Origin of the sequence: Bosea sp. OAE506 (genome assembly GCF_040546595.1) — a bacterium.
Classification (GTDB): Bacteria; Pseudomonadota; Alphaproteobacteria; order Rhizobiales; family Beijerinckiaceae; genus Allobosea.
Genome location: NZ_JBEPOB010000001.1, coordinates 1561397 through 1574487, shown reverse-complemented (window position 1 = coordinate 1574487; position 13091 = coordinate 1561397). Strand labels below are relative to the sequence as shown.

Sequence of the window (13091 nt, the reverse complement as noted above, 5' to 3'; positions counted from 1 at the left end):
GCGGCCCCCCGCACTCGCCGATCAGTTGCCCCCGCCGCGCCTGGGCACGGTGGGCAACCACTCGGCCAGGTCTTTCGCCCAGAATTTCGCCAGCCCTGTCGTGCCGTGGCCACGCGTGTCGGCGCTGGCCGGGATCAGCAGCAGCCGCGCCTTGGCGAGACGCTTCAGTTCCCGCTCCATGATGCCGGTCTCGGGCGGGTTGCGCTCGTCATCGACCGAATTGATCGCCAGCACCGGCGCCTTGATCGCCTCCAGCTTAGGCGCGGGATTGTAGTCGCGCGAGGCATCCCACTGGTAGAGGAAGTCGTTCGCATCCGCGTTGAAGGCCGCCTTCAGCCGCTCGTCGAGCAGCTTGTCGGCGGCCTCGCGCGTCGGCGCCATGTGCTGGAAGGCCAGGGTCCCGCCGCTGGTCGCGACACCGAAAAACACATTGGCTGTCCGGAAGCCGGGCGGCTGCACGGTGTAATCCCCGCCCTTCCACTCGGGATCGTTGCGGACGGCGTCGATGATCATGCGCCGCATCATCCAGTTGCGGCTGGACATCTCGGTCGGCTGCGACGCCATCGGAACCAGCGCATCCATGAAATCGGGATGGCTCACGCCCCACATCCACGTCTGCATGCCGCCCATCGAATTGCCCAGCACGAGCCGGATATGGCGGATGCCGAGGCCTTCGCTCACCAGCCTGTGCTGGGCGGCGACCATGTCGGCGTAATGGTAGCGCGGGAACCTGGCTCTCAGGCCGTCGGATGGCTTGGAGGAGGTGCCGGCCCCGACCGCGTCCGGAATGATGATGAAGTACTTGCTGGCATCGAGCGCTTGACCGGCGCCGAACAGTTCACCGGCGAAAATCGGCGTCAGCATGCTGGCGGCGGAGCCCGCCGTGCCGTGGATGATCACGACGGGTTCGCCGGTCGGCTCGCCCACCGTGGCATAGCCGAGCTTCAGCTCCGGCAGCGTCTCGCCGGTGTGGAAGCGGAAATCCTTCGCGACCCAGACGCCGCGCTTGGGCGCGGGGTAATCGGCGCCGATGGCAAGGCTCGCGAGGCCGCAGCTCGCGACAAGGACGGCCGCACGCAGCAGCCCGGTCAAACTGGACATGATGATCTCCCCGGATCGGTTCCCGCGCGATCTTGACGTCGCGTGCTCCCGTTTCGAGCATGGTGCCGAACCCGCATCGGCGCAACCGACATCGCAGGCGCGCCAGATCCCCTCATTCCGCGAAGGGCTCGACCACCATCTCCATGCGCTCGCCGGCGAAGACGCTGCTGACCAGATGGATCGGCGTCAGGTCCGGGAGCGCATCGACCGCGACAGAGACCATCACCGGCGCCCCCGGCTCGATCTCGAGCAACTCGGCCTCGCGTTCGCTGGCGAGCCGGGCCGTCAGCCGCGTCGACAGGCGAACATAGTCGGTGATGCCATAGGCCTTGAGTGCGGCCGTCATCGAGGCTCCGCCTTCGCGGAACGCTGCATCGAATTCAGGGAAGCGGGCGACCGACAGCCAGTGCGTGCCCGTCCCCATCGGCGTGCCGTCGGCGAGGCTGCGCCCCTCGACGCGCCACAGCCGCGTGCCGTCCTCGAGCCCGAGCGTCGAGCAGATATCCGTCTCCCCATCGACCTGCGCAGCCGACAGCATCTCGCTCGAACCGACGAGCCCGAGCCGGCCGAGATTGGCCCGCATGCTGACGCGCCGGCCCAGAGGATAGGCGACGCGCCGCGGGCTTACCTGCGTGCCGCGCCCGCGCGACACCGTCACCAGCCCCTGCTCGGCCAGATGCCGGAAGGCCTGCCGCACCGTGTGGCGATGCACGCCATAGCGCTCCGCGAGCGCCGTGGCGGCCGGCAGCGTGTCGCCGGTGGCATGGTCGCCACGGGCGATCGCGGCGGACAGGTCGTCGGCGATGCGGCGCCAGGCGGTCCCGCTGTCGGCGGTGCCGGCTTCGGCGCCCGGGCCTTCGGTCAAAAAACTGTCATTCAAAATGTATAGACCTTTCCAGGCAGGCACCCTATCATAGTCTAGACATTCACCGACAGCCAGACGGCAGGCGACGATGACGGCACAGACCACCGACAGGCAGCGCTGGATGGCGATCCTCGCCCGCGCCAGCCGCACCGAGATCGCCGATCTCGTTGGGCCGGACCTGCCCGGTCACGAGGTGCTGAAGGCGCCCGAGACCGGCACGGTGATGGTTGAAGGCCGTGCCGGCGGCGCCGGCCGGCGCTTCAATCTCGGCGAGGCGACCGTGACGCGCTGCGTTGTGCGGCTCTCGGATGGCCCGATGGGCTTCTCCTATGCGCTGGGTCGCGACGCCCGCAAGGCACGTCTCGCCGCAATCCTCGACGCCAGGCTCCAGCGCGAGGAGGCGAACTCGCCCCTGCACAGGGCCGTCGACGACCTCGCGGCCCGCCAGAACGCGGCCCGCGACCTCGCCTCTCGCAAGGCCGCTGCGACCAAGGTCGATTTCTTCACTCTGGTCAGGGGCGCGTGATGGCGACAGAGACCCTCATCGGCGCCGGCTTCACCGACCCCGTCTTCCAGTCCCAGGCCACCTTCCGCGCGCTGCTCGGCGCCCTGTCGGAGCCCGGCACACCGCAGACCATCCAGGGCGGCATGACTCCGCCCGAGGGTCTGCATGCGGCGACCGCGACGGCCCTGCTGACGCTCGCAGATTACGAGACGCCGATCTGGCTGCCGCCTGCGCTGCGGGACGGCCCGGCTGGCGCCTGGCTGCGCTTTCATTGCGGAGCGGCCCTCGTCGAGGAACCGCGCCGGGCGGCCTTCGCCGTCATCGACGGCGCCGCGCCGGCGCCGCTGCTCTCAGATTTCGATCCGGGCAATGACCAGTTCCCGGATCGGTCGACGACCATCATCGTGCAATGCGCCGCCTTCGACGGCGGCGAGCCGGTCACCCTCTCGGGTCCCGGCATCGCGACCCGGTGCGAGATCGCCCCGGCGGGGCTGCGGCCGGGCTTCTGGGCCGAGGTCGCCGCCAACAACGCCGCTTACCCGCTCGGCGTCGATCTGCTGCTCAGCCATGGCGACGCCGTCATCGGCCTGCCGCGCTCCACGCAAATCGGAGGGGCAGCCTGATGTATGTCGCGGTCAAAGGCGGCGAGGCCGCCATCCTCGCCACGCATGATCTGGTCGCCGAGGCCCGCCGTGGCGATGCGGCCGTGCCGGAGATCTCGGTCGCGCAGATCCGCGAGCAACAGGGTCTCGCCTGCGCCCGTGTCATGAACGAAGGCTCGCTCTACGACGCCGATCTCGCGGCGCTCGCGCTGAAACAGGCGCAGGGCGACGTGATCGAGGCCGCCTTCCTGATGCGCGCCTATCGCACCACCCTGCCCCGCTTCGGCTCTTCGGAGCCGGTCGACACCGCGAAGATGGCCATCCGCCGCCGCGTCTCGGCGACCTACAAGGATCTGCCGGGCGGGCAGGTTTTGGGGCCGACCTACGATTACACGCACCGGCTGTTCGATTTCGCGCTGATGGACAACGAGAGCGTCATGGTCGGGCTCGACCCGACCATCTCGGGACGAGTGGCAGCCTCCAGCGCGACCGCGGCGGGAGATGCTCGGGTCAAGCCCGAGCATGACGGGTCTGCCAAGCCTGTCGCTTACCCCCTCGACGCCCACATGCCACGCGTGCCCGACATCCTCGGCGCCGAGGGGCTGATGGAGCCCGAGGTTGCGCCCGAGGGCGACCCGCGCCCCTTCGACCTGACCCGCGAGCCGGTCTCCTTCCCGGCCGACCGCGACGTTCGCCTACAAGCGATGGCGCGCGGCGACGAGGGCTTCCTGCTCGGGCTCGGCTATTCCGTCCAGCGCGGCTTCGGCGGCAACCATCCTTTCGTCGGCGAGATCCGCGTCGGCGAGGTCTCGGTGGAATTCGTGCCGGAGGAACTCGGCTTCGCGGTCGATCTCGGCGAGATCACGCTGACCGAATGCCAGATGGTCAACCAGTTTGCCGGCTCAAAGGACGTTCCGCCGCAGTTCACCCGCGGCTACGGCCTGGCCTTCGGCCATAGCGAGCGCAAGGCCATGTCGATGTCGCTCGTCGACCGCGCCCTCAAGGCACGCGACTTCGGCGAGGCGGCCGAATACCCGGCGCAGCAGGACGAGTTCGTCCTCTACCACTCCGACAATGTCGAGGCGGCGGGCTTCGTCGAGCATCTGAAGCTGCCGCACTATGTCGATTTCCAGGGCGAGCTCGAACTGATCCGCCGCATCCGCCGCGAGCGCGAGGCGCGCCTCGCAGCCGAACCCGAGACGCTGCCGGAGGCCGCGGAATGACCGTTCACCAGACCCTGCCCGGCGACGAGGCGAGCCCCGCCTACAACTACGCCTATCTGGACGAGCAGACGAAGCGGATGATCCGCCGCGCCCTCCTAAAGGCCGTCGCGGTGCCGGGCTACCAGGTGCCGTTCGGCTCCCGCGAGATGCCGCTCGCCCGCGGCTGGGGCACCGGCGGCATCCAGGTCACGGCGGCGATCATCGGCCCCTCGGACACGCTGAAGGTCATCGACCAGGGCGCCGACGACACCACCAACGCCGTCTCGATCCGCCGCTTCTTCGAGAAGACCGCCGACGCCCGCACCACGGAAGCCACCGAGCAGGCGACGATCATCCAGACCCGCCACCGCATTCCCGAGGCGCCGCTGACCGCCGGCCAGATCATCGTCTACCAGGTCCCGCAGCCGGAACCGCTGCGCAAGCTCGAGCCGCGCGAGGCTGAGACCCGGAAGATGCACGCCTGGGCCGAATACGGGCTGATGCAGGTGAAGCTCTACGAGAACATCGCCCGCTTCGGCGAGGTCACGACGACCTATGACTATCCGGTCATGATCAACGGCCGCTACATCATGGCGCCTTCGCCCATCCCCAAATTCGACAACCCGAAGATGCACATGTCGCCGGCGCTCCAGCTCTTCGGCGCCGGCCGCGAGAAGCGCATCTATGCGCTCCCGCCCCATACCAGTGTTCGCAGCCTCGATTTCGAGGACCACCCCTTCCGCATCCAGAGCTGGAAAGAGCCCTGCGCGCTCTGCGCTGCCACCGACAGCTATCTCGACGAGGTCGTGATCGACGACCAGGGCTCGCGCATGTTCGTCTGCTCGGACAGCCACCATTGCGAGACGCGTCGCGCGGCCGGCCATCGCGGTGCGATGCTGGGTGATGCGGCGGCAAATGGGCTCGTAGCCAGTGAGGAGAGCACGTCATGACCCTCCACGTCTCCCCACCCGACACCGCCCTCGAACCCGCCCCCCTGCTCTCCGTCGCCGGCGTCTCGCGCTTCTATGGCGAGCGCATCGGCTGTCAGGGCGTCTCCTTCGATCTCTGGCCGGGCGAGGTGCTCGGCATCGTCGGCGAATCCGGCTCCGGCAAATCGACCCTGCTGCGCTGCCTCGCCGGCATCGACCGGCCCGACGAGGGCGAGGTTCTGTTCCGCGGTGGGAGCGAGCCGCTCGACATCTATTCGGTGCCCGAGCAGGAACGCCGCCGCCTGATGCGGACCGCCTGGGGCATCGTCCACCAGAACCCGCGCGACGGGCTGCGCATGGATGTCTCGGCCGGCGGCAATGTCGGCGAGCGCCTGATGGACCGCGGCGACCGCCATTACGGCCAGATCCGCGAGCGCGCGCTCGACTGGCTCTCGCGCGTCGAGATCGCCGGTGCGCGCATCGACGATCGCCCGCGCCAGTTCTCCGGCGGCATGCAGCAGCGCCTGCAGATTGCCCGCGTGCTCGTCTCGGAACCGCGCCTCGTCTTCATGGACGAGCCGACCGGTGGGCTCGATGTCTCGGTCCAGGCCCGCCTACTCGACCTGCTGCGCGTGCTGGTGCGCGATCTCGGGCTGGCGGCGATCATCGTCACCCACGACCTCGCCGTGGCGCGGCTTCTCACCGACCGGCTGATGGTGATGAAGGATGGCCATGTCGTCGAGCAGGGCCTGACCGACCAGGTGCTGGACGACCCGCACCACGCCTATACCCAGCTGCTGACCTCGGCGGTGCTGAGCGTATGAGCGGCTTCGTCCAGCCCCAATGGTCCGGTTTTTCCTCGGTCCCCGGGCCGCAATCGGGCACGGGCGAAGCAGACCCGCAGCCAACGGGGCTGGACATCGAGCGCAGCACGCTGGGACGCGCCGTTCCTCCAGCCGCTTCGCCTCTTCCCCCGAAGCCGCTGCCCCCGCCCGCCGTCCTGGACCACGCTCCGGCGCCGCCCCTCGTCACATTGGCGTCACCCCGTCCGCTCAAGGCACTGACCGCATGACCTCGCAATCCAAAACCGCGCAATCCATGACCACGATGATTCGCGTCGAGAACGTCACCAAGGCCTTCACCCTGCACAACCAGGGCGGCGTCCGTCTGCCCGTCTTCGACGACGTCAATTTCAGCGTCGAGGCCGGCGAGGCGCTTGTCCTCGCGGGCGCGTCCGGCGCCGGCAAGTCGAGCCTGCTGCGCATCCTCTACGGCAACTACCTGCCGAGCGCGGGCCATATCCACATCACCCATGCCGGCCGGCCCGTCGACATCGTGACCGCCGTTCCGCGGACGGTGCTGGACATCCGCCGCCGCACGCTCGGCTTCGTCTCGCAGTTCCTGCGGGTGATCCCGCGCGTCAGCGCGCTCGACATCGTGCGCGACCCGCTTCTGGCGCGCGGCGTGTCGCCCGATCAGGCAAGCGAACGGGCGAAGGCGATGCTCGCCCGGCTCAACCTGCCCGAGCGCCTGTGGACCCTCGCGCCGGCGACCTTCTCCGGCGGCGAGCAGCAGCGCGTCAACATCGCCCGCTCCTTCGTCGATCCCTCCGCCATCATGCTGATCGACGAGCCGACCGCCTCGCTCGACGCCGCCAACCGCGACGTCGTGGTCGAACTGATCGCGGAAGCCCGTGCTAAGGGCTCCGCCATCGTCGGGATTTTCCACGACGAGGCCGTGCGCGAGAAGGTCGCGACCCGCTATCTCGACATCACCGCTTTCCGGAAGGCCGCCTGATGCAGACCGTTCTGACCAATGCCCGCCTGATCCTCGAGGACGAAATCGTCACGGGCACGATCGCCTTCGAGAACGGCGTCATCACGGCCGTCGACCAGGGGCTCTCCTCGCTGCCGGGCGCCGTCGACGCGGGCGGCGACTATGTCGCGCCCGGCCTCGTCGAGATGCACACCGACAACATGGAAAAGCACTTCATGCCGCGGCCCAAGGTCTTCTGGCCGAACGGGCTCGCCGCCGCGCTGGTTCATGACGCGCAGATGGCGGCGGCCGGCGTGACCACGGTCTATGACGCGATCTGCGCCGGCACGCCCTTCTCCGCCAAAGACTACCGGAAGGACATCTTCGCCGATGTGATGGCCTCGCTCGCCCAGGGCCAGGCGGAAGGCGTCTTCCGCATCGACCACCGCATCCACATGCGCTGCGAGCTGACGAGCCCCGACCTGCTCAGGGACATCGAGCCCTATCAGGACGACGCGCTGGTGCAGCTCGTCTCGCTGATGGACCACACGCCGGGCCAGCGCCAATGGCGCAACATCGAGCACCTGCGGACCTACGCGATCGGCAACGGCAAGACCGAGGCCGAATTCGAGGAGGACGTCGCCACCCGCCAGCAGGAGGGCGCCGCCAATGTCTCCAGCAACTGGCAGGCGGTGGTCGCGCTGTTCAGCGCCCGCGGCATCCCGATCGCCACCCATGACGACACCACGGTCGAGCATGTCGAGGAGGGCCTCGCTTCAGGCGCCGTGATTTCCGAATTCCCGACCACGGTCGAGGCGGCCGCGGCCGCCAAGCAGCGTGGGCTCGCCACGATTGCCGGCGCGCCCAATGTCGTGCGCGGCGGCTCCCATTCCGGCGGAGTCTCGGTCTCCGAACTGGCCGAGAAGGGGCTGCTCGACGGCCTCTCCTCCGACTATGTGCCCGCCAGCCTGCTCCAGGCCGTGCTCAAGCTCCACAACGACCATGGGCTCGGCTTGCCCGACGCCATGGGCATGGTCACCTGGAAGGTTGCCGACATCCTCGGCCTGCGCGACCGCGGCCATCTCAAGACCGGGCTGCGGGCCGATCTCGTCCGCTTCAAGGCGCTGGGACCGACCCCCGTGATCGCGGCCGTCTGGTCGAAGGGCGAGCGCGCGTTTTGAGCGGCCCGCGCTACGCTCTCTATTATGCGCCAGCAGTCGACAGCGCGCTCTGGCGCTTCGGCTGCGGGACGCTGGGCTATGACGCCTTCTCGGGCGAGGAGATGGCTTTTTCCGTCCCGCACGGCTGCGACCCGCAGCTCTGGCCTGAACTCACTGCCGAACCGCGCCGCTACGGCTTCCACGCGACGCTGAAGGCGCCCTTCGAGCTGGCCGGCGGTCGCAACGAGGGTGAATTGCGGGCCTTCGCCCGGCAGATCGCCCTCGGCTGCACGGCGGTGCCTCTGGCCGGCCTCAAAGTCACCTCGCTCGGCCGCTTCGTCGCGCTGACGCCGAGCGAGCCGAGCCCCGGCGCTGCAGGCGCTGGCCTTCGGCATCGTCCAGGCCTTCGAGCCGTTTCGCGCAGCGCTAGGACAGGCCGATCGGGCACGGCGCCTCGCCAGCCCGCTGACACCGGCCGAGCGGGCCCACCTCGACGCCTATGGCTACCCTTATGTCGGTGACGCCTTCCGCTTCCACATGACGCTGACCGGGGCGCTCCCGCCGGAGGAGGCACCCGCCGTCGCGGCGGCCTTGGCCGAGGCCTATGCGCGCGCCGTTCCCGCAGGCCCCGTCGCGATCGACCGTCTCGTGCTGTTCCGGCAGGACGAACGGGCCGGCCGCTTCCGCATCATCGACGCCTTCCCGCTCGGCCGCTGACGCCCAGGCCGGCGATCCCCCCAGGACGGAGAACCTCTATGGCCGCCAGGAAGCTCGGGCTCGAACCGGTTATCCATGAGACGGCGGTCGTCCGGGAGGCGACGCTGGGGCGCTACACCGAGATCGGCGCGCGGACCTCCTTCGTCGAGTCGACGATGGGCGACTACTCCTATGTCGTGAACGATTCCAATATCATCTACACGACCATCGGCAAGTTCTGCTCGATCGCAGCGATGACCCGGATCAACCCCGGCAACCATCCGATGCAGCGCGCCAGCCAGTCGCATTTCACTTATCGCGCCAGCGCCTATTTCGAGGATGCGCAGGACGACGCCGCCTTCTTCGACTGGCGCCGCTCGACGCCGGTGACGATCGGCCACGATGTCTGGATCGGCCATGGCGCCATCATCCTGCCCGGCCGCAGCATCGGGACAGGCGCCGTCGTGGCGGGAGGAGCGGTCGTCACCAAGGACGTCGCGCCCTACACCATCGTCGCCGGAAATCCGGCCAGAGTGATCCGCCGCCGCTTCCACGAAGAGGCGTCAGAGCGGTTGACGAAGCTGGCTTGGTGGGACTGGGACCATCTGTGCCTTCGCGAGGCACTTGCCGATTTCCGCGCCCTCTCGGTGGACGCTTTTCTCGACCGCTACGAAGCGGAGAGGGCCAAAACTGCCTGGTCATTAGACGAATGACGTAGAGAAATGCAACCTGATGGAGAAATTTCCACACAAAATGTCTGTGCATTGAACGTTCGTTAACTAACGAAGCGCTCCATCGTCATTGCACCCTCAGGTGGTGTTACGGGCCAGGAGCCTCCCGATGTCGTCTACGGATCCCCTCACCAGTCGCCTCTCCTTCATGCAGCTCGACGGCCGCGGCCGCGACAAGATCAAGGGCATGCACGACGATATCGTCGCTGCCCTGCCGGGCGCATTGGACACCTTCTACAAGCAGCTTCGCAGCTACCCGGAGACCCAGCGGTTCTTCTCCAGCGAGAAGCAGATCGACGGCGCCCAGCAGCGCCAGACCTCGCATTGGGACCGGATCGCCAAGGGCGAGTTCGACCAGAACTACGTCGCCGCGGTCACCAAGGTCGGCGAGATCCATGCCCGGATCGGGCTGGAGCCGCGCTGGTACATCGGTGGCTATGCCTTGATCCTCGAGAAGATCATCACCGACGTCCTGATCGCCCGCTGGCCGAAAAGCCGCTTCGGCGGCAGGGTCGCAGGCGCCTCCGACCGCGCTGCGGAAATCAGCGCGCTGGTCAAGGCCGCCCTGCTCGACATGGACTACGCCATCTCCGTCTATCTGGAGGCCTCCGAAGCCGCCCGCCTCAGGGTCGAGGAGCAGGCCAAGGCCGCCGAGCGCGCGCTGGCAGCTGAGCGCGAGAAGGCGGTCGACTCCGTCAGCCAGGCAATGGCCGCCCTGGCCAATGGCGACCTGACCTTCCGCATCGGGCAGGACATTCCGCCGGAATACGGCGCGATCCGCGACAACTTCAACGAGGCCGTGGGCCGTCTCGAACAGATGGTCGCGACGATCAAGACCAATTCGGCCGCCATCGCCGCCTCCTCGCAGGAGATCAATTCGGGCGCCTCGGACCTGTCGATGCGGACCGAGCAGCAGGCCTCGGCGCTGGAAGAAAGCGCCGCCACCACCGAGGAACTCGCCGCCTCGGTGAAGACTTCGGCCCAGGCCTCGCGGCGCTCGGTCGCCCTCGCCGACGACGCCACCAAGATCGCCCGTACCGGCGGCGACATCGTCAAGAACGCCACCGACGCCATGTCGCGCATCGAGGATGCCTCGAAGAAGATCTCCGAGATCACCAGCGTCATCGATGGCATCGCCTTCCAGACCAATCTGCTGGCGCTGAACGCAGCGGTCGAGGCCGCCCGCGCCGGCGATGCGGGTCGCGGCTTTGCCGTCGTCGCGGCGGAGGTCCGGGCGCTCGCCCAGCGCTCCTCCGACGCCGCGAAGGACATCACGGGCCTGATCGCCTCCTCGGACGCCGAGGTGACGGAGGGCGTCAAGCTGGTGCGCCTCGCCGGAGGCACGCTGGACCAGATCGTCGAGGCCGCAGCCGCGGTGTCCTCCACCGTGGAGGAGATCGCCAGCGCGTCCGGCGAACAGGCCAACGGCATCGACGAGATGAGCCAGACCATCAGCCATATGGACGAGATCACCCAGCAGAACGCCGCGCTCGCCGAGCAAAGCGCCGCCTCGTCGAAGACGCTGCTCGACCAGATCGAGCAGCTCAACCGGCTGATCGCGACCTTCCGCACCTCGCAGGACGGCCGGATCGCGGTCATGCCTCAGCAGCGGCGCAAGGCCGCCTGAACGAGCGGCCGGCGCTGCTTCGCCGGCCTAGCTCGTCAACCGCCAGACGGTGCTGTGCTTGATGTCGGCATCCTCGAGGGTTCGCGTCACCGGCACGGCATAGCTCGCCAGCGCCTCGAGCCGCTCCTTCGGCAGGTAGCTGCGGCCGGGGTCCCCGATCAGCACGCGCGCCCCGCGTGCGGAGAGGCTCCCCAGCCAGGCGACGACGCGGTCGGCCATGGCGCGCTCGTAGCAGACGTCACCGGCGCAGACGAGGTCCCAGCCCTCGTCGCGCCCGACCAGATCCTCGAGCCGGATCGCCAGCGAGACGCCATTGGCGGCGGCATTGAGCGCCATCGCCTCCGCCGCGAAGGCGTCGATGTCGCAGGCTTCCACGCTCGCCGCCCCGCAGCGCGCCGCCGCGATTGCGACGAGGCCCGAGCCGCTGGCGAAATCCAGCACCCGCCGGCCGCGCGCGATGGCGCGATCGTCGAGGAGATAGCGCGCCAGCGCCTGCCCGCCCGCCCAGGCGAAGGCCCAGAAGGGCGGCGGAAGCCCGATCATCGCGAGCTCGTCCTCGGTCTTCTGCCAGAGCTCCGTCGCCTCCTCGGCGACATGGATCGCGATCTCGGGCGCATGCGGCACCGGCAGCAGCCGGGTATGCTCGCGGATGAAGGCGCGCCGGTCGAGCCCGGGCGCGCTCACGCGGCGATGTCCGTCGTCGGCCGCGAGAGCAGCCCGCGATAGAGCGCCTTGACCGCGTTCATGACGTCGCGCTCGGTATGCCCATCGATCAGCCGCGCACGGGCGCTCGCCCCCATGCGCTCAGCCAGCGCCGGCGCACGGGCGAAGACGACCAGCGCCCGCGCCAGTGCCGCGGCGTCGTCCGGCGGCACCACCATCCCGTCCTGCCCGTCGCGGACGAAACTGCGGCAGCCCGGCACATCCGTCGTCAGGATCGGCCGGCCACAGGCGGCGGCCTCCAGGATCGTGCGCGGCAGCCCCTCGCCGCCGCGCGAGGGCAGAATGCAGAGATGGTGACGCCGCCAGACACCCTCGATATCGCGGGTGGGGCCCGCCCAGTCGATTCCGGGGCGCGACGCCCACTGCTTGAGCGTATCTTCCGGGATCGCCTTGGGGTTGGAAGGGTCGGGCGCGCCGTGCAGCGTGAGCTCGACGCGTGCACCTTCGGCCCGCGCCAGCCGCACGGCCTCGACCGCCAGATCGACCCCCTTGGACCAGAGCAGCCGCGCCACCAGCGCGACCTTGAGCGGCGGCGCCGGCGGCATCGGCTCCGGCATCAGGATCAGCGGATCGACCCCCGCCCCGCCGACGATGACAACCTTGCCCCGATCCTGCGGATCGAGCCCCAGCGTGACTGGATCGTCGGGATTTTCGAACAGGAACCGCACCTGCGGACCGTCGATCGCACCGCGCAGCCAGCCGATCGCGGCCATCCGCGCTGCTCCTGCCGCCAGCCCCTGGCTCGCGCCGAGGAAGCCGAGCCCGGTGAGTGCATAGACCCGCCGCTGCACACCGGCCAGCCGACCGGCGAGGCCCGCCAGCGCGATCGGCTTCAGCGCGATGCAGTGCAGGATATCGGGCCGCTCCCGCTCGATCAGCCGCCGCAGCGCCACGACCTGGCGGACGAGCGCACGTGGATCCAGGCTGCGGCGCTCGGCCTCGAGCGGGATCAGCCGGACACCCGCCGCCTCGAGAACGCGCCGGTGATGGCGCTCGCGGGCGATCACCGCGACATCGAAATCCAGCTCGCGCGCAGCCCGTGCCATCGGCATGAAATGCGAGGCGAAGAACCAGTCCTCGGTGGCGACGAAGAGAAGGCGGGGACGCGGCATGGGCGGACATCAGTCCGATGCGGCGGCGAAGGTCAAGCGGCGCGATGCATTGTGACGGCGGCTGACGCCTTGAACCCGCATCC

The 13091-nt window shown here is 69.0% G+C and carries 14 protein-coding genes and 1 pseudogene; 11 read left to right on the top strand and 4 right to left on the bottom strand.

Going from position 1 to position 13091, the window contains the following annotated elements; all coding sequences use genetic code 11:
* Positions 1 to 21 precede the first annotated feature (21 nt).
* A complete protein-coding gene (locus tag ABIE41_RS07700) occupies positions 22 to 1101 on the bottom strand; it encodes an alpha/beta fold hydrolase (RefSeq protein ID WP_192644198.1) in 1080 nt (359 codons plus the stop codon).
* A gap of 112 nt (positions 1102 to 1213) precedes the next feature.
* The gene (gene phnF, locus ABIE41_RS07695) at positions 1214 to 1966 is read right to left on the bottom strand and encodes a phosphonate metabolism transcriptional regulator PhnF (protein ID WP_192644199.1); all 753 of its coding nucleotides are present in this window, start codon (positions 1964 to 1966) and stop codon (positions 1214 to 1216) included.
* Between the two features lie 88 nt (positions 1967 to 2054).
* On the opposite strand from phnF, the gene phnG reads away from it, so the two are divergent.
* The 11 genes and pseudogenes from phnG to ABIE41_RS07640 all read left to right on the top strand — a co-directional run bounded on the left by phnG (position 2055) and on the right by ABIE41_RS07640 (position 11173).
* A complete protein-coding gene (phnG, locus tag ABIE41_RS07690; protein ID WP_192644200.1) occupies positions 2055 to 2492 on the top strand; it encodes a phosphonate C-P lyase system protein PhnG in 438 nt (145 codons plus the stop codon).
* Entirely contained in the window at positions 2492 to 3094 is a 603-nt protein-coding gene (gene phnH, locus ABIE41_RS07685) for a phosphonate C-P lyase system protein PhnH (RefSeq protein WP_192644201.1), read from the top strand. The genes phnG and phnH overlap by 1 nt, the downstream gene beginning before the upstream one ends.
* The gene (locus ABIE41_RS07680; RefSeq protein ID WP_192644202.1) at positions 3094 to 4296 is read left to right on the top strand and encodes a carbon-phosphorus lyase complex subunit; all 1203 of its coding nucleotides are present in this window, start codon (positions 3094 to 3096) and stop codon (positions 4294 to 4296) included. The genes phnH and ABIE41_RS07680 overlap by 1 nt, the downstream gene beginning before the upstream one ends.
* Positions 4293 to 5225: an alpha-D-ribose 1-methylphosphonate 5-phosphate C-P-lyase PhnJ gene (locus tag ABIE41_RS07675; protein WP_192644203.1), complete on the top strand. Its 933-nt coding sequence runs from the start codon at positions 4293 to 4295 to the stop codon at positions 5223 to 5225. The genes ABIE41_RS07680 and ABIE41_RS07675 overlap by 4 nt, the downstream gene beginning before the upstream one ends.
* Positions 5222 to 6028, top strand: coding sequence for a phosphonate C-P lyase system protein PhnK (gene phnK, locus ABIE41_RS07670; RefSeq protein ID WP_192644204.1), 807 nt, complete (start codon positions 5222 to 5224; stop codon positions 6026 to 6028). Before ABIE41_RS07675 ends, phnK begins: the two co-directional genes overlap by 4 nt.
* Positions 6029 to 6302: 274 nt before the next feature.
* Complete coding sequence (phnL, locus tag ABIE41_RS07665; RefSeq protein WP_192644205.1) at positions 6303 to 7001, top strand: phosphonate C-P lyase system protein PhnL; 699 nt, start codon at positions 6303 to 6305, stop codon at positions 6999 to 7001.
* Entirely contained in the window at positions 7001 to 8140 is a 1140-nt protein-coding gene (locus tag ABIE41_RS07660) for an alpha-D-ribose 1-methylphosphonate 5-triphosphate diphosphatase (RefSeq protein ID WP_192644206.1), read from the top strand. The genes phnL and ABIE41_RS07660 overlap by 1 nt, the downstream gene beginning before the upstream one ends.
* Positions 8141 to 8241: 101 nt before the next feature.
* Positions 8242 to 8427 (top strand): annotated as a pseudogene (locus ABIE41_RS07655) (hypothetical protein); the annotation flags it as partial.
* A 64-nt stretch (positions 8428 to 8491) separates the two neighbouring features.
* Complete coding sequence (locus tag ABIE41_RS07650) at positions 8492 to 8836, top strand: DUF1045 domain-containing protein (RefSeq protein ID WP_354193396.1); 345 nt, start codon at positions 8492 to 8494, stop codon at positions 8834 to 8836.
* 38 nt (positions 8837 to 8874) lie between these two features.
* A complete protein-coding gene (locus ABIE41_RS07645) occupies positions 8875 to 9528 on the top strand; it encodes a DapH/DapD/GlmU-related protein (RefSeq protein ID WP_192644208.1) in 654 nt (217 codons plus the stop codon).
* Positions 9529 to 9655: 127 nt separating this feature from the next.
* Positions 9656 to 11173 (top strand): methyl-accepting chemotaxis protein, encoded by a 1518-nt coding sequence (locus tag ABIE41_RS07640; RefSeq protein ID WP_192644209.1) that lies wholly within the window; start codon positions 9656 to 9658, stop codon positions 11171 to 11173.
* A 27-nt stretch (positions 11174 to 11200) separates the two neighbouring features.
* Here the strand turns inward: ABIE41_RS07640 and ABIE41_RS07635 are convergent, their stop codons facing one another.
* Positions 11201 to 11857: a class I SAM-dependent methyltransferase gene (locus ABIE41_RS07635; protein WP_192644210.1), complete on the bottom strand. Its 657-nt coding sequence runs from the start codon at positions 11855 to 11857 to the stop codon at positions 11201 to 11203.
* Positions 11854 to 13008 carry a glycosyltransferase gene (locus ABIE41_RS07630; RefSeq protein WP_192644211.1) on the bottom strand — a complete coding sequence of 385 codons (1155 nt, stop codon included), beginning with the start codon at positions 13006 to 13008 and terminating at the stop codon, positions 11854 to 11856. The genes ABIE41_RS07635 and ABIE41_RS07630 overlap by 4 nt, the downstream gene beginning before the upstream one ends.
* Between the last annotated feature and the right edge of the window lie 83 nt (positions 13009 to 13091).